This is a genomic window from Streptosporangium sp. G11, from assembly GCF_051192615.1.
Taxonomy (GTDB): Bacteria; Actinomycetota; Actinomycetes; order Streptosporangiales; family Streptosporangiaceae; genus Streptosporangium.
The window spans coordinates 1-20,138 of record NZ_JBPJUQ010000047.1; the positions used below are offsets into that span (position 1 = coordinate 1).

Below are 20,138 nucleotides of genomic sequence, written 5' to 3' on the forward strand. Positions count from 1 at the left end.
CAGTTCGAGGTCGCGCTGGAGGGCCTCCAGCATGCCCGGCGGCGGGTCGATGGCCGGGCGCTTCGCGGCGATCGGTGGTCCGGCGGTTGAACTCTTCGCGGCGATCGGTGCGGTGGCTTGGGCGGGGACGCTCTGGCCGCGGTCGGCGCCGGCTGGTACGGCGGCGAGGGTGAGCGCGGTGATCGCCAGGATGCATCCGGCGGTGGCGGCGTATCTGCGAGACATGGGTCTTTTCTCCTCGACCTCGGCTTTCACAGCATGAGGGGGGAGATCGCCCTGCATGACCCGTGGATCATGTGATGGGGCACTGTCACCTTAGATCAGCCGACGCCGGTCATCGGCGCATAAGCCATACGCCACGCGGGCGACGGTTTCCCGTGTGGTCGGCCGACCGTGGTGAACACGCCGGACCCTCAGATGATCACTCCGTCCGCAGGTGGGCCCGACGCGGCCTGACTCTTTGGTCATGTCTGCGCGGAGGTCCGGCACGAAGAACGCCGCGCCCGGCCAACGAGGCGGGCTCGGCATTCTTCGTCTGTCCGGTCCTGCTCGGAAAGGAATCAGAGCGGTGGTGTCCGGTTCGCGAAGGCATCGCAGTTCGCGGGGTACGCGGGAGGCCCAAGGGACGCTCCAGGAGCGAAGAAGCCCCCTTCGACCGGAATCGGGAGGCCGATGAGGCACCGTGTCCGGGCGACCTGGCCGGTTGAGTTCTGAATCGAGACGTAGAGGTACGGAAGAGCGCCGTCCATGATAACCGACGAAGCGACATCGACCACGTTGGGAAGGTAACCGGGCAATGTTGAAATGTCATGCCAGAGCGGAGTCGTCCGCGGGTCGCGGATAGACGTCGTCCCGTCGTTCTGTACCGACGTGGTGAACTCGTCGAGAAGCAGGAACGATGTGGAAACGGCACTCGCCGCCGCCGCTGGTTCGGCAGCGCCTGCGGGTCCGGCGGCTCCCGTTGCACCCGTCAGACCGGTGGTGCCTGCGGGTCCGGCGGGACCGGTGGGCCCGGCAGGTCCGGTCGCGCCCGCAGGTCCGGCGGGTCCGGTCGCGCCTGCGGGTCCGGCGGGTCCGGTCGCGCCCGCGGGTCCGGCGGGTCCGGTCGCGCCTGCGGGTCCGGCGGGTCCGGTCGCGCCTGCGGGTCCGGCGGGTCCGGTCGCGCCTGCGGGTCCGGCGGGTCCGGTCGCGCCTGCGGGTCCGGCGGGTCCGGTCGCGCCTGCGGGTCCGGCGGGTCCGGTCGCGCCTGCGGGTCCGGCGGGTCCGGTCGCGCCTGCGGGTCCGGTCGCGCCTGCGGGTCCGGCGGGTCCCGCCGGACCCGTGGCTCCCGTGGCTCCTGTCGTGCCGACGGGTCCTGTGGCGCCTGCCGCGCCGGTCGTGCCCGGCGCTCCCGGCGCACCCGTGGCACCGGTCGCCCCTGTCGCTCCGGGCGGACCCGCAGGACCCGCAGGACCGGAGGGACCGCCCGCTGGACCCACCAGACCCATCGGACCCGGCGGACCCGATCGACCCGATGAGCCGGCGGGCCCGGGCAGCCTGATTCCCGGCAGCCCGTCCTCGCCGTCACGGCCGTCGCGGCAGCAGCACTTCCTCCCGCACTTGTAGTCCTTGCGTGCGACGTCTCCCATCACATGGACACGCGAATGGTTGAATCTGCCGGCCGCCTCGGGAAGCGATGCTCTCTCGTTGGCGGCGTTCCCCCTGCTGAGGAGAGAGATTCCCGCGGTGTCGATATCGGTCACGGCGCTGGCGGGGGTCTGGCAGGAAAGCGTCAGAATGGCGCCGAGTGCTGTTGTTGCAACAGACCAATTTCGGACACGTTTGCCGGAATTAATAATTGAAGTCCGTCTTATGATACTAGAGGTCATTGCATTCCATGTCTTCTATGATTCCACGGAATCAGGTTTCCTAATCCGCGACAGTTGTGGCAAGCAGGAGTTACCCGATGATCGACATTGAAAAGCATAACCCTCGTTAAGGAGGGTTAAACGGATTCGTCAACGGCGGAAATATGTCCAAATTGTTGAATTTTCCCACCGTATGTGATCTAGGGACAACTGCTCCCTTGGTCCGCATATCTGAAATGAGGGCTATTTGTTGTCCGTAAGAACTTTTGGGGTGATTGTTCGGATACTGTGGATCGTGTGGTTTTCGCCAGTGATTTTTGATCCTCGTCAAATGTCATCCGGTGTTTCCGTGCCATCGCGATCGGCCGGACATTACGCGGTTCATCCGGGCTTGCGGCTGGATCCTGTTTCCTGGATCAGTGCGGATCCAGATCGTCAGGGAAGTGACCGTGAGCCACCGCGAGGCCGCCCGGATGGCATCGCGCTCTGCTGAGCGCCCCGAGGACCTCCCGGCCCCACAAGGGCCACCGGAGAAAAGGAACATCGCGGAGCGTGCCTGGCCGAATGAGTATGGATGTACTCATGTGCGGCCGAGTGCCCCGGGGCGACGCTGGAGCCCTTGAAACGGGCATCGGACGACGGGAAGGGGCGGCTACATGAAGGAGGCGCGGAAACGGCGGGGAATCGTCGCCGTCGACGACGAGGCGGTCATCCAGGCCGAGACGCGGAAGGCGATCCAGGCGCGGCAGGACCTGGCCGAGGCCGGGCTGAGGGCCCAGCGGGAGCGGGCGGTGGCGCGCAAGGCCGCGCGCAGGACGATCGGGGAGATTCTTCAGCGGCTGGTCAACCAGGACGAGGCCGGGCGGGAGGCCGCGCGAAGCCTCCTCGCCGCGCGGGAGCCGGACGCCCCCGTCTCCTCGCCGGACAGGAGACACGCGTCCCGGTCGCCGTTCAACGCGCCTTTCGGTGCGGAGATCGTGCCGGGCGGGGAGACGCAGATCTTCACCGGGCAGTCGTACGGATACTGGACCACTGGCAGCACGTGGGGGTCCCTCGCATACGGCCACGATCCGGCCGACGAGTACGCGCGCAGGGTGCAGTCCATCGACGGGGAGCCCGACTACGCCTACGGGGCGTACGGCTTCAACGTCGTGCTCCAGGCGCCGGCCGCCACCACCGTCGAGGTACGGCCCTTCCTGAGGTACGAGTACCAGACCCGGCTGGAGGGACCGACGAGCTTCTGGGGCGACGGGGAGGCGTGGTTCCGCTGGGGGCTGGAGATGGGGGTCTGGCAGGACGGGAACCCGGTCATCGACTTCGCCACCACGCAGATCTCCAACGGGAGCATCAGCGGCGGGGCGCCCATCGAGACCTGGGACGGAGGATACGCGCCCTCCGACCTCAAAGTCGGCTTCCTCATGCAGGCCGATCGTCCCTACGTGGTCACGGTCGGCGCCTGGGTGAACTGCGACTCCTGGTGCAGCCCGGGAGCCTGCGGCAAGGTGAGCGTCGACATGTGGCTGAAACTGCCGCTGCTCTTCGTCGACCCGGTGTGAGCCGGGCCGCGCCGGAAGGACCGTCGCCCGGGCCCCGGCCGGCGCGGGCGTCCGGCGTGGAAGATCCCGTCAGGCACCGGCGCCACCTGGCGGTCCGTGCCGCTGACACCTGACGGATACACGGCCGAGCGCCCACGGATACCCGGCGAATGCGGAACGGAGGGGAGCGGTCTCCAGAGTGGCCACGGCGTCGCGAGGGCGGCGCGGTTCCACCGTGAGGGAGTCCTTGATGCGTCGTGTGGTCATGTGCGGTCTGCTCGGTCTGGCGGTGCTGACCGGCTGCGGGGGGAACACACCCCCCGCGGCCGGCGGCGGAGGCGCCCCGACGGACAAGGTCCGCGAGCGGGAGAACGTCATCGCCACCTGCATGAAGCAGAAGGGGTTCCGCTACGTCCCCTCGGTCGGCCGGCCCAGAAGGTCCGACGTGAGCACCGGCGACTACGCGGCGATGAAGGAGGCCCGCGGCAAACACGGCTTCGGCGTCTTCTCCGCCTACGTCTACCCGGACCAGGTGGAAAAGCCGGAGCCCGATCCCAACCGGGCGACGATCGACAGCCTCCCCGCCGGCAGGCGGCAGGCCTACACCAAGACCATGAACGAGTGCCGGGTCACCGCCCTCCAGCGGGTGGACGGTCTGAAGGTCACCTCGGTCGCCGACTATCAGGAGCAGATGAGCGAGGAGATCGAGCGCGTCGACAAGGAGCTCGACGGTGATTCCAGGCTCGTGGAGCTCGCCGCGCCCTTCGTCGAGTGCCTGAGGTCCAAGGGCGAGCGGGTGACCTCCGCCACGCCGCTCGCACTGAGCGCCCGCGGCTTCGGGGTGTGGACCGAGCAGGCCGAACGTCTCGCCGAGAAGGGTGCCGTCACGGCGGAGGCGGCCAGGCCGTACCTCGCCAAGGAGATCAGGTCGGCGCTGGCCGACCTGGACTGCGGCAAGGACTTCTACGCCGCCTACATTCCCCTGAGCACCCGGCTCACCAACGAGGCCCGGGTGAAGTTCGGGTTCTCGGAGCTGTGACGCGCACCCCGCGGGGCAAGCTGCTGATCGCGCTGGCCCTGATCCTGGTGGTCGCGGGGGCCGGCTGGGGAGTGAGCACCCGGCTACGCTCCCCGGCCGACGAGGCCGCGGCGCGCAGGCCGCCCAAGCCGTCGCTGGTCACCATCGCGGTCGAGCGGCGCAAGCTGGTCAGCACCGTCGTGGTCGGCGGCACGCTGGAGTACGGCTCGCCGTACCCGGTGTCGCTGGCCGGGGTGGTGGGCGGCGGTGACGCCGTCCAGCGGGCCACCCGTGCCCCCAGGCGGGGCACGATCACGGAGGGCGCGGTGGTGATGGAGGTGAACGGGCGCCCGGTGTTCGTCTTCTCCGGCAGGGTGCCGATGCACCGCGGCCTCGTCCCCGGCGCCAGGGGGGCCGACGTCGAGCAGTTGCAGAGGGCGCTGCGCGAACTCGGTCACCGCGTGCCCGTGACCGGGGTGTTCGACCAGGTGACCATCGCCGCGGTGTCGCGCCTCTACGCCGGGCGGGGCTACGAGGCGCAGCGTCCCACCCTGGAGCTGCGGCAGAAGCGCGACGACCTGCGCAGAGCCGTGCGGGCCGCGCTGGAAGTGCTCGCGACCGAGCGTAAGGCGCTTGACCAGGGAATGGACGTGCTCCCGCTGAAGGTCAGGCTCGCCAACGCCCGGCGGGACCTGAAGGAGGCCGGACAGGCGCTGGAGAGCGCGCGGGCGCGGGACCACACCACCGAGGACGAGACCAGGGCCGAGGCCGCCGAGGCCGCCGTACGAGCGGCCGAGGAGAAACTGCTGACCGCCGAGCAGGAGCTCGCCCAGGCCGGCGCGACGCCGACCCCCACTCCCGCGCCCGTCCCCACCCCCGCGCCCGGCTCCGGCCCCGGCGCGCCGGCCGGGCCGCCTGCCGACATTCGCCTGCTCGAACTCCGGGTCGCCAACGCCGGAGCGGATGTGGCCGCCGCCCGGTCGGCGCTGAGGCGGGTGCTGGAGGAGGCCGGGACCGCGCGGGACAGGCGGCTGGCCGAGCTGGGAAAGAACGTCCGGCTGGCGCGGGAGGCCGTCGTCACCGCCGAGCAGGCGCTCAGGCAGGCCAGGCAGCTCTCGCCCACCAGGCTGAGGGTGGCCAACGCCCAGCGTGACCTGGCCGCGGCGCGGGCGCTGCTGGCCGAGTTCTCCCGGACCTACGGCACCACGATCCCGCCGGGAGAGATCGTCTTCCTGCCCAGGCTGCCGGCCCGCCTCCACAAGGTGACCGTCAAGGCGGGCGAGCCGGTGGACAAGCCGATCGCCACGGTGACCGGCTCCACCTTCGTGGTCTCGGGATCGGTGGACGCGGCCGAGGCCGAGCGGCTGAAGACGGGCCTGGACGCGACCATCGAAACCGACGCCGGCAAGACCGTCCCCGGCACGGTGACCTCTTTCGGCGGGCGCGACACGAGGGGCGCCGTGCCGGTAATGATCACTCCTGTCTCGATGAAGGGCCTCGGAAAGCTCGCCGGCGCCCCCGTCACCGTCCGCGTGACCATCGGCGCCACCGGCGAGGAGGTGCTCGTGGTCCCCGCCGCGGCGGTCGTCACCGCCGCGGACGGCAAGGCCCGGGTTCAGGTGGAGACCGCTTCCGACCGGACCAGGGAGGTCGTGGTGCGCACCGGCCTGGCCGCCGACGGAGCCGTGGAGGTGACCGGCGACCTCAAGCCGGGCGACCTGGTGGTGATCAACAGTGCCTGAGCCGGTCATCCTGCTCAACGACCTGACCAGGGAGTTTCCCGCCGATCCTCCCTTCAGGGCGCTCTCCGCAATCAACCTAAGAGTTGAAAAATCGGACTATGTCGCCATAGTCGGCCCGTCGGGGTCGGGCAAGTCCACCCTGCTCAACATGCTCGGCCTGCTCGACCGGCCGACCAGCGGCGGCTACCGGCTCGACGGCATCGAGACCACCACGATGAAGGACGGCGCGAGGACCACGCTGCGCGGCGGCCGTATCGGTTTCGTCTTCCAGTCCTTCCACCTGCTGCCGCACCGCAGCGTGCTGGAGAACGTCATGCTGGCCGAGGTCTACGGCGCGGGGCCGCGCGCGGGGCGGCGGGAGCGCGCGATGCGGGCTCTGGAGGAGGTGGGGCTGTCGCACCGGGTGGACTTTTTGCCCGGCAGGATGTCCGGCGGCGAGCGGCAGCGCGCCGCCATCGCCCGTGCCCTGATGGGCGAACCGTCGTTGCTGCTGTGCGACGAGCCCACCGGCAACCTCGACAGCAAGAACACCGATGCCGTGCTCGGCCTGTTCGACGACCTGCGCGCCCAGGGCATGACCATCGTGGTGATCACCCACGAGTACGAGGTGAGCGACCGGGCCGGGCGCCGGGTGCGCATCACCGACGGCATTCTCACGGAGGAGTAGACGTGCACCCGCGCGACCTGCTGAACGAGGCCATGGCCGGCCTGCTGGCCCGCCCGGTGCGCTCAGCGCTGACCACGCTGGGCACCGTGCTGGGCATCACCACGCTCGTGGTCACCCTGGGCGTCGCCGCGACGGCGGGCAACCAGATCGTCGGCCGCTTCGACGAGCTGACCGCCACCTCCGTCACGGTCGAGGTCCCCGAGCACCCGTTCCCCCTGGTCGGCTGGGCCGACGTCGGCCGGGTGACCCGGCTGCGCGGAGTGGTCTCGGCCGCGGCCCTCGCCGAGTCGAAACAGAGCGACAACCTCATCGTCCGCTCCAACGACATCGTGGACCCCACCCGGCTCACCGACCAGACCCTCACCGTGGTCGCCAGCGGCCCCGGCCTGCCCGCCGCGGTCAAAGGCAGAATGATCGAGGGCCGCTACTTCGACGCGGGGCACATCGCCCGCGGGGACAAGGTCGTCGTGCTGGGCCGGCACGCGGCCGAGCTGCTGGGCGTCACCCGGCTGGACAGGGCCCCCGCGATCTTCATCGGCATCCAGGCGTACACCGTGATCGGCGTGCTCGGCGACCTGAAACGGGAGAAGAGCCTCGCGAGCGCCGTCATGCTGCCACCGGCCATCGGCAGGCGCTACGGCCTGAGCGTCGTGACCCGGGTCCTGGTCAACACCGGCCTCGGCGCCGCGGAACTGATCGCCGAACAGGCGCCGGCCGCGCTCAGCCCCGGCAACGAGGGCCTTCTCCAGGTCATATCGCCGCCCAGCCTCACCAGGGCACGCGACGCGGTGGAAGGCGACGTCAACGCCCTCTTCCTGATCCTCGGGCTGGTCTCCCTGATCGTCGGCGCGGTCGGCATCGCCAACGTCACGCTGGTGACCGTGATGGAGCGCATCGCCGAGATCGGCCTGCGCCGTGCCCTGGGCGCCGAACGGCGCCACGTCGCCGCGCAGTTCCTGCTGGAATCCACCCTCACCGGGCTGACCGGCGGCATCATCGGCGCCTCCACGGGGGTCGTCGTGATCGTCGCGGTCTGTGCCGCCAAGCAGTGGACTCCGGTTCTGGATGTACGGTTGGCCGTCATGGCACCTGTCGCGGGTGCCGTCGTCGGGCTGCTCGCGGGCCTGTATCCGGCTCTGCGTGCCGCCCGCATGGAACCGATCAATGCACTTCGCTAGATATGGCGCACTTTTATGACATCCCTGCTGCTCGTCGAAGATGACACGGTGATCCGCACGTCGGTCGGCCTGGCCCTGGAACGTTACGGCTACCAGGTGACCACCGCCGCCGACGGGCTGACCGGCTTGGAGGCGGCCCAGGCGGGCGATCATGACCTGCTCCTGCTGGATGTGATGCTGCCCGGCCTGGACGGCATCAGCGTGTGCCGCAGGATCCGGGAGACCAGCCAGGTGCCGATCCTCATGATGTCGGCCCGGGGTGACGGCCTGGACGTCGTCGCCGGGTTGGAGGGCGGCGCCGACGACTATGTGGTCAAACCGGTCGACCTGCCGGTGCTGGTGGCCAGGATCCGGTCACTGCTGCGCCGGGCCACCGTCGCCCGGCCCGCGACCGGGCAGGCCGCCGCGAGCGCGGTGCTCACCTTCGGCGAGCTGAGCATCGACACCGGCGCGCTGGAGGTACGGCGGGCCGGGCAACGCGTCGAGCTGGCCCCGACCGAGCTGCGGCTGCTGCTGGAGTTCGCCGTTCACCCCGGCATCGTGCTGGAGCGGGCGACGCTGCTGCGCACCGTGTGGGACTACGGCTGGGACGGCGACAGCCGCGTGGTGGACCTGTGCGTACAGCGCCTGCGCAAGAAGATCGGCGCCGATCGCATCGAGACGGTCCGAGGGTTCGGCTACAAGCTGTGCGTCACATGAATCCGGCCTCGCTGCGATGGAAGATCGCCGCCCTCGTCACGCTCGCCTGCGTCGTCGTCGCCGCCGTGGTCGGCCTCCTGGTGCACCAGGCGACCTGGCAGCGATCTTTGGACATCGGCGAGGACCAGGCCCTGCAGGCCGTCGAGCAGTCGGTGGACCCCAGCGACGTGGTGTCCGTCGGGGAGCTCCCCGCGGCCCTGGCCGCCCGGCTGCGGCCCGGCGGGCCGGCGACCTGGTACGGACTCGATCACCGGGACGAGCCGTGGATGTGGGCCGCCCGGCCGTACGGCGACGGCCACCGGGTGGTGCGCGTCCAGATCTCGATGGGCTCGGAGCTGCGCGGCCTGTACGCGCTGGACCGCAACATGGTCAAAGCGGCGCTGCTCGCCCTGGCCGGGGTGGTACCGCTGTCGGTGCTGGCGGCCGAACTCCCCAACCGGCGGCTGCGGCGTGTCGCCCGCACCGCCCGCCGGATCGCCGACGGCGACCTGGACGCCCGCGCCGACGCGGGCGGCCGGGACGAGATCGCCGACATCTGTGCCGCGCTCAACTCCATGGCCGCCAGCCTGCAGCGGCGGCTGCTGGCCGAGCAGCGCTTCACGGCCGATGTCGCACACGATCTGCGTACCCCGCTGATGGGACTGCTGACCGCCGGCCGGCTGCTGCCCGAAGGGCAGGCCACCGACCTGGTCCGCGACCGGATCGGCGTCCTGCGCGGCCTGGTCGACGACCTGCTGGAGATATCCCGCCTGGACGCCGGAGGCGAGCAGCCCGACCGGCAGCCGGTGCCACTGGCCGACCTGGTCCGCGAGTCGCTGCACCGTCTCGGCGTTCCCGCCGACCTGCGTACCGTCGGCGAGCAGGGCGACGCGACAGCCGTCACCGACCCGCGCCGCCTGGAGCGGATCGTCGCCAACCTGGTCCTCAACGCCCACGCGCACGGCGCCGCCCCGGTACAGATCACCGTACGCTCCCATGAGATCGTCATCCGCGACCACGGGCCGGGCTTCCCGCCCGATCTCCTCGCGGACCTGCGTGACGGGCAGGCGCAGCGCTTTCGCACCGGACGGGCCGAGCGCGGTCACGGGCACGGGCTCGGCCTGACCATCGCGCTCGGCCACGCCCGCGTCATCGGCGCCGCTCTCCGGTTCGCCACCCCTTCCGGCGGCGGCGCGAGCGTCACCGTCACCCTGCCCGCCTGACGGTGCGTCGGGTCGCCGGTCGCGCCCGGGGGAAGGGCCCGACGCGGCGCTCCGCGCTCGTTCGTCCGGCGGATCATCGACCGGCGGGCCCTGGCACGTCCCGCTGGATCGCCGCGATGAGTCGCTCGCTGCTGTCGAGGGCGGCCCGCAGTCCCTGCGCGGGCGGCGAGCCCGCACGCTGGTGGAGGACGACGCCGAGGATCAGGCGCTGCCCGCCGCGCGCCGCCCACATCAGGTTTCCCCCCGCGGCGGTACTGGAACCGGTCTTGAGGCCGATCACGCCAGAGGTGCCGAGCAGCGTGTTGGTGTTGACGATCCTGCCGGGGAGGCCGGGAACGGTGGTCTCCTTGGTGGCGACGATGGCGCGGAGCACCGCGTTCCCCATGGCCGCGCGGGCCAGTTTGAGCTGGTCGGCCGCGGTGCTTCGGGTGGTGTCCTCGTAGCCGCTGGCACCGGTGTAGACGGTGTCGGCCATGCCCAGGTCGGCGGCGGCCCGATTCATTTTCTTGACGAAGGCCTCCTGGCTGCCCGCGTCCCAGCGGGCCAGCAGCCGGGCGATGTTGTTGCCCGAGGGGATCAGCATGAGCTGCAGCAGCTGCCGCTGGGTGTAGGTCCGGCCCTGAACGACGTAGACGGTCGACTCGTCGAGGGTGGCGCTCTCCCGCTCGGCCTGGGCGTCGATCGTGATGAGCGGGCCGCTCCGGTTCCCCTTGAGTGGATGCTCGTTGAGGATCACGTAGGCGGTCATCACCTTGGTGAGGCTCGCGATCGGCACCGGCGTCTGGGCGCCCTTGACGCCGAGGACGCCGCGTCCCTCGACCTCGACGGCGGCCTGGCCCTCCCGCGGCCAGGGGAACGACCCCTCGGCCGCCCCGGGGACGGCGGCGATCCGGCCGATCAGGATCAGGGTCAGGCCCAGCAGGGCGATGCCGGTGGCCAGGGCGGCGAAGCGACGAAGGGCTCTCATGGCAGCCACCTTGGGCGGCCTGCGTGTCAACCCCGCCGAAGCGGTGTATCAGCGGCGGCTCGGCCGTTCATCGATCACGTATCACCGGGTGGATCGCGACGATGGCGCCGCCGGGCGCTCGTCGTGCGGTTGCCGGCCCGGGAGGGGGAGGGGCCGGGGGCGGACGGTGCGGGCACGTCGTCCGCCCCCGGTGCTGACGCGGGGCCCCGGGCTCAGGACTGGGTGCGGGTCCATTGCTGGTTGGTGCCGTTGCCGCAGGCGTACTGCTGGATGTCGGCTCCGTCGGCGGTGGAGGCGTTGGCGACGTCCAGGCATTTGCCGCTGTGGCGGGCTTTGAGCTGGTGATGGTCGCCGGTGGCGGCCCACTGCCATTGCTGGTTGGTGCCGTTGCCGCAGGTGTACTGGATGACGTTCGCTCCGTCGGCGGTGGAGGCGCTGACCACGTCGAGGCATTTGCCGCTGTTCTGGTTCACCAGCCGGAAGTAGCCGCCTCCGGTGTCCTGGAAGTGCCATCTCTGGTTGCCGCCGCCGTTCCACGGGTGCTGCTTGACCTCGGCGTTGTTGGCCGTGGAGGCGCTGACCACGTCCATCACCTTGCCGCTGTGACGGGCGGTGATCCGGTGGTACGGCGTCGAACCGACACCGGAGACGACGCCGGTGGCGGTGTCGATGCTGACCTGCGGATACCAGGTCAGGCTCATGCTGGTGGCGGAAGGGAACGTGATGGGCAGCCAGACGTACTGGGACTCGTTCACCGAAGCGCCCCACGCGCCGGCCCAGCGGTCTCCCATGTAGAGGTAACCGGTCGTTGAGGAGCCCTGGATCGGCAGCACGTACGCCGGTTGGGAGCCGAACGTCGTGCCGTCGCCGACGTTGGTCCATCCGGTCCAGGGGCCGGAGACGCTCGACGCGGTCGCGTACCGGGCCTGGTTCGGGTTCCATCCGGTGGCCCCCGACGTCAGGAGGAAGTAGGTGTTTCCCCGCTTGAACATCGCCGGTGCCTCGCGGTGGTTGCCGTCCCAGAAGTTGCCCACCAGCGTGCCGACGTTCAAGTAGTCCGAGGTGAGCCGGTAGATGTGCAGGTCGTAGTTCTCGTCCGCCGCCGAGATCATATAGGCGGTGCCGTTGTCGTTGTAGAGCGTGATGTCCCGCGACATGTGCTGTCCCAGCGGGCGGAAGCTGCCGTGGTAGGTGTAGTCGCCGTCCACGGTCGCGGAGGAGGCGACGGCGGCACGCGCCTCGCTGTAGTTGGTGCCGTTCTCCTTGTGCATCCACATGACGTATCTGCCGGTGGAGCTGTTGTAGATGACCTTCGGCCGCTCGATGTTCGCGACGGAGAGCTCGGCGTTCGACGACTGGGTCAGTACGTCGTTGCGGAACTCCCAGTTCGCGAGGTCGGTGGACCGGTAGACCGAGACCGCGCGAAAGGTGTTGTTGGTATTGCGGTTCTCCCCGAACCAGTAGTAATAGGCGCCCACCTTGAGCACGCCGCCGCCATGGGCGTGCAGCACGTTACCGCCGGTGTCACGGAACTGGGTGCCGTTGGTGACGGTCACCGGAGCCGCCCGCGCCGGTGTCGCGGTGTGGGCGACGATGGAGCCGGCCAGCAGGATGATGGCCGCGACCGCGCGGCACAGGCTTGCGAGTACGTGGCGTGGGTTCATGGGGTGCTGATCAACCTCCGTTTGTCCGAGAGCGGGGGCGACGAGGTGCCGAGCCGCGCGACCGGCACCGGTCCGCTGCCGCAACGGCCGCGACCCGGCGAGCGGTGGCGGGTGCCGGCCCGGGGGAGTCTCGTACGGCCGCGGATGCGGGGCCCGGGCCCGGTGGCGCTCCGGCACGGCGGGCAAGCGCCGGCGACGGAGAGGGACTCACCCCGAGCGGTGTCCTGCGAGAGACATGATCTTGGGTCACGGCGAGGCCTTGGGGACATTTGACGCGTCGATGGGTGCACGCCGAGCTGTTAGCGCTAACATTCCCGCGTTCATCTCGACCCCGCGAGCCTGGCAATCGAGTGGTTCATTCCCGGCGGAGGGCCGACGATCGGGGTGCATTCATGTTTCTGCCGTATTTCCGCAAAGTGTTAGCGCTCACAGATGGAATGTCAACAGCCCGCCACAAGAAATTCACCTCGCCGCGGTCGACCTCCGGAGGAGACGCACGGCCAGCAGGGTCAGCCAGGCCCAGCCCGTCACTATCAGAACGCGCTGGATCAGGCCGGCGTTGGCGGCGTCCTGCTCCCAGGCCAGCCCGTAGACGACGAACAGCACCAGCATCGCCAGTCCCGTGGCCACCGAGTACGGCCGCCACCAGCCGGTCAGCCGGAACGCCGCGACCACGCAGGCCCCCGGCAGGCCCAGGAAGACCGGTAACGCCGCCAGGTCGTGCACCTGGTGATGCCAGCTCGTCTCGCCCGGGATCCCCTGCGGAGCGCCGGGGGGATAGCCCTGCATGGGATCCATCGGGAAGATTCCGGCGACGATCAGGCCCACGCCGAAAACGCCCACCAGCAGCGCCACCGCCCGCGAGCCCAGGGCGCGCCGGACGCCGGCGGCGAAGGCGACCATCAGCAGGCCGGTCACGACGAAGCTCGCGATCTGGATCCAGCCGCGCCCGCCCAGGCTGAGCTGGCTGCCCGAGTGGTAGACGGGGTCGTAATGCGGGCGCAGCGCGCCCTCGACGAGCAGCACGGTCACGAACAGGGGCGCGCCAATCGCGCCGCAGAGCAACAACGTACGTGTACGCATCGGTTCCTCCTATCGGTGCCCGCCAGCTCAGCAAAGCCGATCGGGCGCCGGCACCGGCCGATCGACCAGAGTGGTGGCCGATCGGCCAGTGATCGCCGGAGGCGGGCCGACGTAGGCTCGGCCCCATGACGGTCGTGCCGCGCTGGCTGCTTCCCGCCCAGCTCGCCGCGTTCGACGGCCGGCCCGCCGGCCGCCGTACGGTCCGTGACTGGGCCGCCGACGCGGGACTGTTCGCGTTCGCCGTGATCGTGGCGGTGGAGCAGGCCCGGGGCTATCCGCCGGCGGGCGCGGAGTTCGTGCCCGACTGGCACGTCGCGGTCAACCCATGGGTGGCGGGCGTGGCCTGCCTGGCCCTGTGGTGGCGGCGGCGACTGCCGATGGCGGTGGGGCTGGCGATGGTGCCTTGTCTGGCGCTTTCGGCCTCGGCCACGGGGGCGGCGATGGTGGCGGGGCTCACCATGGCGGCGCACCGGCCGTGGCCGCGGGCGGCGCTCGTGACGTGCGCGTACCTGGTGGTGGTCGGCTACTACGCGGTGTTCGCCGAGCCGCCCGGCGTGGCCCGGCCGGTGATTGCGGCGACGTTGCTGCTGGCGTACTGCGGGCCGTTCTGCCTCGGGATGGTGGTACGCGCGCGCCGGCTGCTGGTCGTCAGCCTGCGGCGGGAGGCCGGCGTGGCGGCGCGCGAGCACCGCGTCCGGCTGGAGGAGGCCCGCAGGGCCGAACGCGAGCGGCTGGCCCGCGAGATGCACGACGTGCTGGCCCACCGGGTATCGCTGCTGAGCGTGCACGCGGGCGCGCTGGCCTACCGCACGGCGCGGGCGGCGGCCGGCACCGGGCCGCCGCTGGACGCCTCCGAGGTGGGCGGGGCCGTCGAGGTCATCCAGGACAACGCCCGGCTGGCGCTGGAAGAGCTGCGCGACGTGCTGTCGGTCCTGCGGACCGGCGAGCCGTCCGGTGCTCCGCCCCAGCCCGGTCTCGGCGACCTACCGAGGCTGGCCGCCGAGGCGGGGGAGGCCGGGCAGCGGGTGGCGCTGACCGTGGACGGCGACATGGCCGGGCGGGCGGACACGATCCGGCCGCACGTGCAGCGCACCGCCTACCGGACGGTTCAGGAGGGGCTGACGAACGCCCGCAAACACGCGCCGGGAGCCCCGGTGACGGTGAACGTGCGGGGCACGCCGGGCGGCGAGCTCGTCGTGACCGTCACCAACCCCTGCGACGCCGCCCGTCCGCCCGGCACGGGCAACGGGCTGCTCGGACTGGCCGAGCGGGCCGCGCTGGACGGCGGCCGGCTCGACCACGGGGCCGGCGACGGCATGTTCGTGCTGACGGCGCGGTTACCGTGGCAGACATGATCCCCGACGCGGGTGAGCCGATCCGGGTGCTGCTCGTCGACGACGACCCGCTGGTGTGCGCCGGGCTGCGGCTGATGCTGCGCGGCGCGCCCGACGTCGAGGTCGTCGGGGAGGCGGCCGACGGGGCCGACGTGCCGGGCGCGGTCGAACGGCTGCGTCCCGACGTGGTGCTCATGGACATCCGCATGCCGTACCTGGACGGCATCTCCGCGACGAGGGCGCTGGCCGCGCGCTCGGGGCGCAGGCCGCGAGTGATCGTGCTGACCACGTTCGAGACGGACACGACGGTGATCGAGGCGCTGCGCGCGGGAGCGTCCGGGTTCCTGGTCAAGCACACCCCGCCCGAGCAGATCGTCGAGGCCGTGCGGCGGGTCGCCGCGGGCGAGCCCGTCCTGTCACCCGGCGTCGCCCGCACGCTGATCTCCCACGTGACCGGCGGCGCGGACCCGCGCGCCCGGCAGGCCCGCGACGGGCTGGCCCGGCTGACCGAACGCGAGCGGCAGGTGGCCCTCGCCGTGGCCGACGGCACCTCGAACGCCGAGATCGCCGCCCTCCTGCACCTGTCGGTCGGCGCGGTCAAGGCGCACATCTCCAGCGCCCTGGCCAAGCTCGGGCTCGCCAACCGCACCCAGCTCGCCGTGCTGGCCCACGACGCCAGACCCCGTCCCGGCGGCTGACCACCGACGGAAAGGACACGTTCCACCACTGCTTGCGAAGCTCGCCGCCAGTCCCGGACCAAGGAATGAGAATGAATCCCACGCTTCAACGGAGACTGACGCTGACGGCCGTCATCGGGCTCGCCTACTGGCTGTTCGGCAACCTCTACGAGGCCGTCGTCTTCTCGCCGAACTGGGTCGGCGACAGCCCCGCCCAGTTCGCCCGCCTCGACGGCTTCTTCGCCGTCACCGGCCCCACCCTCTACTTCGTGCCGCTCACCATGCTCGCCCTCGTGCTGGTATGGGCCCTGTGGTGGCGCAACGAGAACGACGCGCTGGCCGCCGACTACCGGCGAGCCGGCATCACCGCGCTCGTCCTGGCCGCGCTCACCGCCTACATCGTCGCCGCGGTCATCCCGCGGATGTTCGGTGCCGACGCCTTCGCGCACCCGGAGAACCTGAACGCCGCCGCCTGGCAATGGAACATCCTCAACGTCCTCCGCATGATCCTCACCGCCACCACGGCGTATTTCACCTTCAACGCCTTCCGCAAGCTGGGCCGTATGTGAAAGGCCGCCCGAGGATCCACACCGACGTCGCGGCGGGCGCCGGTACCGTTCGCGAGCCTGTCAGCGCCGTCGGGTCATCTGGCCTGTGTTCGAGGCCGCTGCCTGCGACGACGGAACAGCCCGTGGCGTCAGCGGCCCGGGGCGGGCCGCCGGTGACCGCTGCGCGGCCGGCTCACCGCCGATCCCGGCTGGGGCAGCTAACCGCCCAGCCGGATGATGCCACGGGAAGCGGCGACCGTCACGGCGGCGGTACGGTCGTCCACGCCGAGCTTGGCGAAGATGTGCAGCAGGTGGGTCTTGACCGTGGCCTCGCTGATGCACAGGTGGGCGGCGATGGCCTTGTTGCTCATCCCCTGGGCGACCGCGCCGAGGACCTCGACCTCCCGGCCGCTGAGGGCATCGGGGGCATTGGCCCGCGCCCACGACAACACCCGGGTCGCGATCGCCGGCGACAGGGCGCTCTCCCCTCGCGCCGCCGCCCGGATCGCGTCGAACAGCTGCTCACGGCCGGTGTCCTTGAGCAGGTAGCCGATGGCTCCCGCGTCGATGGCGCGTGAGATGTCGCCATCGGTGTCGTAAGTGGTCAAGACGATCACCTTGGCGCCCGGGTCGTGTTCGCGGATCCGGCCGATCGCCGTCGCGCCGTCGATCTCGGGCAGCTGCAGGTCCATCAGGGTGACGTCGGGCCGCAGGTCGCGCGCCAGCCGTACCGCGTCCGCGCCGGAGACCGCTTCGCCGACCACCTCCAGATCGTCCTGGGTGCCCAGCATCGCCCGGATGCCGTCGCGGACCACCGGATGGTCGTCGGCGATCAGGACCCGGACGGTCATCGTGCCCCGCTCAGCGCCACCACCGGAAGGCTGGCCGCCACCGTGGCGCCCGCACCCGGGGTACTTTCCACGAGCAGCGTGCCGCCGAGCTGCTCCATCCTCTCCCGCATGATCGAAAGGCCGTGTCCGAAGGCGGCCCGCCCGGGATCGAAACCGTCGCCGTCGTCGTGGACATCGAGCACGACCAGGTCCTCCATATACGACAGGGTCAGCGTGACCCGCTCGGCGCGGGCATGGCGGCGAACGTTGGCGACCGCCTCCTGCGCCACGCGCAGCAGCTCTGCCTGAACCTGGGCTTCGAGCGGCCTGAGCTTCCCGGTGATCACGGTGTGCGCGTGGATGCCGGTCTCATCCGACAGCCGGCCGGACAGCCACTGCAGGGCCTCCGGCAGGCCGCACTCGTCGAGTTGGCCGGGGCGCAGCGCTCTCACCACCCGGCGGCTTTCGGCCAGGTTCTCCCGTGCCGCCCGCAGCGCCTGGGTCAGGTGCTTGTTGTCCGGCAGGGTCGCCTGGGCCGCCTCCAGCAACATCGCCACGCTGGCGAACCCCTGGGTCAGGCTGTCGTGGATGTCGCGGGCCAGCCGCTGCCGCTCGGCCGCCACGCCCGCCTGCCGTTCGGCCGCCGCCCGCGCCTCCTGCGCGACCTGCAGCCGGTCGAGGAGCCGCTTGCGCTCGGCGCTCTGCCGCGACACCGAGCTGAAGTACCCGACCGCGGTGGCCGTGCTGATCGCGATCAACGCGGCGATGACGATCTCGGCCCAGGTGATCGACCCGGTCGCGTGGAAACGATGCCACAGCCAGCCCCCGGCACACGACACCACCGCGACCAGCCCGACCCGCACGGCGTCCATGCAGTACGGCACGAGCACGCTCAGCACGACCACCAGGAAGGAGGAATCGATGGCGAACAGCCCCAGCCAGAGCAACCCGCCGCCGAGCGTGTACGGCACGGGCACGCCATCCGGGGGCGGCGTGCGCAGCACGAACCACACCGCGTACCAAGCGGCCAGCCCGGCCACCAGCACGACCGGCAGCACCTGGCCCGCCTCCTTCAGGGGGCCGGCCGAGGTCAGCACCAGCCATGAGGCGAAGAAGGCGTGCTGCCACCGGCGCTGCGACCGCTCCCAGGACTCCACACCGCCGACGATAATCAACCACCCGTCCGTTCGGCATCAACCAGTCGACTGATCACGTAATCAGCACTCCGCTCGATGCGGGCGCCGCCGTACCGGAACCAGACTCGACGGCGTGACCGCCATCCCCAGCCCGACCCAAGCCGTCTGGCATCTCGGCCCGCTCCCGATCCGCGCCTACTCCCTGCTGATGCTGCTCGCCGTCCTCGTCGGCATCTGGGTGACCCGGCGCCGCTGGGTCGCTCGCGGCGGCGAGCCTGGCGCGGTCGGGGACATCGCCGCCTGGGCCGTGCCGTTCGGCCTGGTCGGTGCCCGGCTCTACCACGTGGCCACCGACTGGCAGCAGTACTTCGGCCCCGGCGACGACCCGCTGCGCGCGTTCGCGATCTGGGAGGGCGGGATCAGCATCTGGGGCGCCGTCGCGGGCGGCGCGGTGGGCGCGTGGCTGGCCTGCCGCCGGAGCGGCATCGCGCTGCGCGACTTCGCCGACGCCGTCGCGCCCGGGATCGCGCTCGGGCAGGCGATCGCCCGCTGGGGCAACTGGTTCAACCAGGAGCTGTACGGCAGGCCGACGACCCTGCCCTGGGCGCTGGAAATCGACCCCGCCCATCGGCCACCCGGTTTGGAATCCACTGCCACCTACCATCCGACCTTCCTCTACGAGTCGCTGTGGAACCTGGGCGTGGCCGGGTTCGTCATCTGGGCCGAACGGCGGTTCCGGCTCGACCGTGGCCGGACATTCGCGCTCTACGCCGCCGCCTACACCGCCGGTCGCGCCTGGATCGAGTGGCTCCGCATCGACCCCACCCACCACATCCTCGGTCTGCGCCTCAACGACTGGACCGCCCTGCTCGCCTTCACGGCCGCGGTCATATACCTCACCGCCACGCGAAAGGTCGCTCCGGCGGATCGACCAGGCGGCGGGCTTCCCCATGGACACACGTGACGGGGCGAGGTCGATCGGCACGATGACGGCGACGCGTCATTTCCTGAAGACGCCCTCGCCCGAGCCTTTTCCCCGGACCTCGCCATCCGTATCCCGTGCCACCTGAGCGAGATCCTCTCCAGGCTTCGGTACATCTCCGCGCGCGCATGCGCGAGGTGTGCGGGCGAGCCGGGTGTGGCCGCGCGGTGTGGTCCCGCGCCCAGAAGATATCCGTAAGGCATCGGCGGCCGCACCGGGAGTGGTCGTGAGCTCACAGGAGTCGACGCGGCGGTCGCCGGTGGCCGGACCTGTGGCCGCGTGACCGATCCGAGCGAAACCGCCTGGGCGAACCGGGCGAAGGCGCGGGCGGCTTTCTCATACGGGGCCGGCTCCCGCTTCGCGGCGCGGCCCCGGCGGGGTCAGCGGGCGAGGGAGACGGCGAAGGGCTCGAAGCCGTGCCGGCGCAGGATGTGGGGCACGACCAGGATCATGGCCTCGGTGGCGCGGGCCGTGGTGATGTCCCCGAGGTCCTCGATCCACGCGGGCTGCCAGCCCAGGTCGCCGAGCAGGCCGGTGACGGTCTTCTTCGCGTGCTCGTCGTTGCCCGAGACATAGACGGTCGGCGGGGTGGCCAGGATTTCGGGGGCGGTCATGACCATGAACAACATGGTGTTGAGAGTCTTGACCACACGGGTGTCGGGGAGGGCGGCCTGGAGTTGCTCGGCGAGGCTGGTACCGGGGTAGCACAGATCGCCGGGCAGGCCGTCGGCGCCGCGGGTGGCGTTGGAGACGTCGATGAGGATCTTTCCGGCGAGTTCGGTGCGTAGGTCGGTGAGGCGCTCCAGGGCGCTGTCGCCAGGCGTCGCGTTGATCACGATGTCCGCGGTGCGGGTGGTGGTGCGCTGGTCGGAGAAGGAGATGCGGGGGTCGATGTCTTCGGTGGGCGCCGCGGCCCGCTCCTTCGGGCTCCGGCGGCCGAGGATGACGTGGTGTCCGGCCGCGGCGAGCCTGCCGGCGAGGTTGGCGCCGACGCGGCCGGCGCCCAGGATGCCGATGCTGGTCATGAGA

General features: G+C 71.0%; 17 protein-coding genes and 1 pseudogene. 11 read left to right on the forward strand and 7 right to left on the reverse strand.

The annotated features are described in order from the left end of the window. Positions 1-225: pseudogene (locus ACSDR0_RS32990) on the reverse strand (hypothetical protein); the annotation flags it as partial. A 2,278-nt stretch (positions 226-2,503) separates the two neighbouring features. On the opposite strand from ACSDR0_RS32990, the gene ACSDR0_RS32995 reads away from it, so the two are divergent. From ACSDR0_RS32995 to ACSDR0_RS33025, 7 genes are all read left to right on the forward strand, one after another. After that, positions 2,504-3,403 carry a hypothetical protein gene (locus ACSDR0_RS32995; RefSeq protein ID WP_435292836.1) on the forward strand — a complete coding sequence of 300 codons (900 nt, stop codon included), beginning with the start codon at positions 2,504-2,506 and terminating at the stop codon, positions 3,401-3,403. Between the two features lie 229 nt (positions 3,404-3,632). Then, on the forward strand, positions 3,633-4,421 hold the full coding sequence (locus ACSDR0_RS33000) for a hypothetical protein (RefSeq protein WP_435292837.1): 789 nt from the start codon (positions 3,633-3,635) through the stop codon (positions 4,419-4,421). Continuing rightward, positions 4,418-6,142 (forward strand): peptidoglycan-binding protein, encoded by a 1,725-nt coding sequence (locus tag ACSDR0_RS33005; protein WP_435292838.1) that lies wholly within the window; start codon positions 4,418-4,420, stop codon positions 6,140-6,142. The genes ACSDR0_RS33000 and ACSDR0_RS33005 overlap by 4 nt, the downstream gene beginning before the upstream one ends. Next, positions 6,135-6,809, forward strand: coding sequence for an ABC transporter ATP-binding protein (locus tag ACSDR0_RS33010; RefSeq protein ID WP_435292839.1), 675 nt, complete (start codon positions 6,135-6,137; stop codon positions 6,807-6,809). The genes ACSDR0_RS33005 and ACSDR0_RS33010 overlap by 8 nt, the downstream gene beginning before the upstream one ends. A 2-nt stretch (positions 6,810-6,811) precedes the next feature. Continuing rightward, positions 6,812-7,987 (forward strand): ABC transporter permease, encoded by a 1,176-nt coding sequence (locus ACSDR0_RS33015; RefSeq protein ID WP_435292840.1) that lies wholly within the window; start codon positions 6,812-6,814, stop codon positions 7,985-7,987. Positions 7,988-8,002: 15 nt separating this feature from the next. Next, positions 8,003-8,686: a two-component system response regulator CseB gene (cseB, locus tag ACSDR0_RS33020; protein WP_435292841.1), complete on the forward strand. Its 684-nt coding sequence runs from the start codon at positions 8,003-8,005 to the stop codon at positions 8,684-8,686. After that, a complete protein-coding gene (locus ACSDR0_RS33025; protein ID WP_435292842.1) occupies positions 8,683-9,888 on the forward strand; it encodes a sensor histidine kinase in 1,206 nt (401 codons plus the stop codon). Before cseB ends, ACSDR0_RS33025 begins: the two co-directional genes overlap by 4 nt. A gap of 73 nt (positions 9,889-9,961) precedes the next feature. Here the strand turns inward: ACSDR0_RS33025 and ACSDR0_RS33030 are convergent, their stop codons facing one another. The 3 genes from ACSDR0_RS33030 to ACSDR0_RS33040 all read right to left on the reverse strand — a co-directional run bounded on the left by ACSDR0_RS33030 (position 9,962) and on the right by ACSDR0_RS33040 (position 13,602). Beyond that, positions 9,962-10,855, reverse strand: a complete 894-nt coding sequence (locus tag ACSDR0_RS33030) for a D-alanyl-D-alanine carboxypeptidase family protein (RefSeq protein WP_435292843.1) — start codon at positions 10,853-10,855, stop codon at positions 9,962-9,964. Between the two features lie 212 nt (positions 10,856-11,067). Further along, positions 11,068-12,519, reverse strand: a complete 1,452-nt coding sequence (locus ACSDR0_RS33035; protein WP_435292844.1) for an RICIN domain-containing protein — start codon at positions 12,517-12,519, stop codon at positions 11,068-11,070. 462 nt (positions 12,520-12,981) lie between these two features. Next, complete coding sequence (locus ACSDR0_RS33040) at positions 12,982-13,602, reverse strand: DUF998 domain-containing protein (RefSeq protein WP_435292845.1); 621 nt, start codon at positions 13,600-13,602, stop codon at positions 12,982-12,984. Between the two features lie 125 nt (positions 13,603-13,727). Here ACSDR0_RS33040 and ACSDR0_RS33045 point away from each other — a divergent pair, with 125 nt between their 5' ends. From ACSDR0_RS33045 to ACSDR0_RS33055, 3 genes are all read left to right on the forward strand, one after another. After that, on the forward strand, positions 13,728-14,957 hold the full coding sequence (locus tag ACSDR0_RS33045; RefSeq protein ID WP_435292846.1) for a sensor histidine kinase: 1,230 nt from the start codon (positions 13,728-13,730) through the stop codon (positions 14,955-14,957). Further along, positions 14,954-15,634: a response regulator gene (locus ACSDR0_RS33050; RefSeq protein ID WP_435292847.1), complete on the forward strand. Its 681-nt coding sequence runs from the start codon at positions 14,954-14,956 to the stop codon at positions 15,632-15,634. Before ACSDR0_RS33045 ends, ACSDR0_RS33050 begins: the two co-directional genes overlap by 4 nt. 71 nt (positions 15,635-15,705) lie before the next feature. Then, positions 15,706-16,182 (forward strand): hypothetical protein, encoded by a 477-nt coding sequence (locus tag ACSDR0_RS33055; RefSeq protein ID WP_435292848.1) that lies wholly within the window; start codon positions 15,706-15,708, stop codon positions 16,180-16,182. 197 nt (positions 16,183-16,379) lie between these two features. Here the strand turns inward: ACSDR0_RS33055 and ACSDR0_RS33060 are convergent, their stop codons facing one another. After that, positions 16,380-17,012, reverse strand: coding sequence for a response regulator (locus tag ACSDR0_RS33060; RefSeq protein WP_435292849.1), 633 nt, complete (start codon positions 17,010-17,012; stop codon positions 16,380-16,382). After that, positions 17,009-18,148 (reverse strand): sensor histidine kinase, encoded by a 1,140-nt coding sequence (locus ACSDR0_RS33065; protein ID WP_435292850.1) that lies wholly within the window; start codon positions 18,146-18,148, stop codon positions 17,009-17,011. Before ACSDR0_RS33065 ends, ACSDR0_RS33060 begins: the two co-directional genes overlap by 4 nt. Positions 18,149-18,260: 112 nt before the next feature. Here ACSDR0_RS33065 and lgt point away from each other — a divergent pair, with 112 nt between their 5' ends. Next, positions 18,261-19,091 carry a prolipoprotein diacylglyceryl transferase gene (gene lgt / locus ACSDR0_RS33070; protein WP_435292851.1) on the forward strand — a complete coding sequence of 277 codons (831 nt, stop codon included), beginning with the start codon at positions 18,261-18,263 and terminating at the stop codon, positions 19,089-19,091. A 398-nt stretch (positions 19,092-19,489) separates the two neighbouring features. Here lgt and ACSDR0_RS33075 read toward each other — a convergent pair whose 3' ends face one another. Next, entirely contained in the window at positions 19,490-20,134 is a 645-nt protein-coding gene (locus ACSDR0_RS33075) for an NADPH-dependent F420 reductase (protein WP_435292852.1), read from the reverse strand. Between the last annotated feature and the right edge of the window lie 4 nt (positions 20,135-20,138).

What these genes read in the sequence shown, in the direction of transcription:
- ACSDR0_RS32995 (WP_435292836.1), top strand. Translation starts at nt 2,504, where the DNA reads ATGAAGGAGGCGCGGAAACGGCGGGGAATCGTCGCCGTCGACGACGAG.
- ACSDR0_RS33000 (WP_435292837.1), top strand. Translation starts at nt 3,633, where the DNA reads ATGCGTCGTGTGGTCATGTGCGGTCTGCTCGGTCTGGCGGTGCTGACC.
- cseB (WP_435292841.1), top strand. Translation starts at nt 8,003, where the DNA reads ATGACATCCCTGCTGCTCGTCGAAGATGACACGGTGATCCGCACGTCG.
- ACSDR0_RS33025 (WP_435292842.1), top strand. Translation starts at nt 8,683, where the DNA reads ATGAATCCGGCCTCGCTGCGATGGAAGATCGCCGCCCTCGTCACGCTC.
- ACSDR0_RS33030 (WP_435292843.1), bottom strand. Translation starts at nt 10,855, where the DNA reads ATGAGAGCCCTTCGTCGCTTCGCCGCCCTGGCCACCGGCATCGCCCTG.
- ACSDR0_RS33035 (WP_435292844.1), bottom strand. Translation starts at nt 12,519, where the DNA reads ATGAACCCACGCCACGTACTCGCAAGCCTGTGCCGCGCGGTCGCGGCC.
- ACSDR0_RS33040 (WP_435292845.1), bottom strand. Translation starts at nt 13,602, where the DNA reads ATGCGTACACGTACGTTGTTGCTCTGCGGCGCGATTGGCGCGCCCCTG.
- ACSDR0_RS33045 (WP_435292846.1), top strand. Translation starts at nt 13,728, where the DNA reads ATGACGGTCGTGCCGCGCTGGCTGCTTCCCGCCCAGCTCGCCGCGTTC.
- ACSDR0_RS33050 (WP_435292847.1), top strand. Translation starts at nt 14,954, where the DNA reads ATGATCCCCGACGCGGGTGAGCCGATCCGGGTGCTGCTCGTCGACGAC.
- ACSDR0_RS33055 (WP_435292848.1), top strand. Translation starts at nt 15,706, where the DNA reads ATGAATCCCACGCTTCAACGGAGACTGACGCTGACGGCCGTCATCGGG.
- ACSDR0_RS33060 (WP_435292849.1), bottom strand. Translation starts at nt 17,012, where the DNA reads ATGACCGTCCGGGTCCTGATCGCCGACGACCATCCGGTGGTCCGCGAC.
- ACSDR0_RS33075 (WP_435292852.1), bottom strand. Translation starts at nt 20,134, where the DNA reads ATGACCAGCATCGGCATCCTGGGCGCCGGCCGCGTCGGCGCCAACCTC.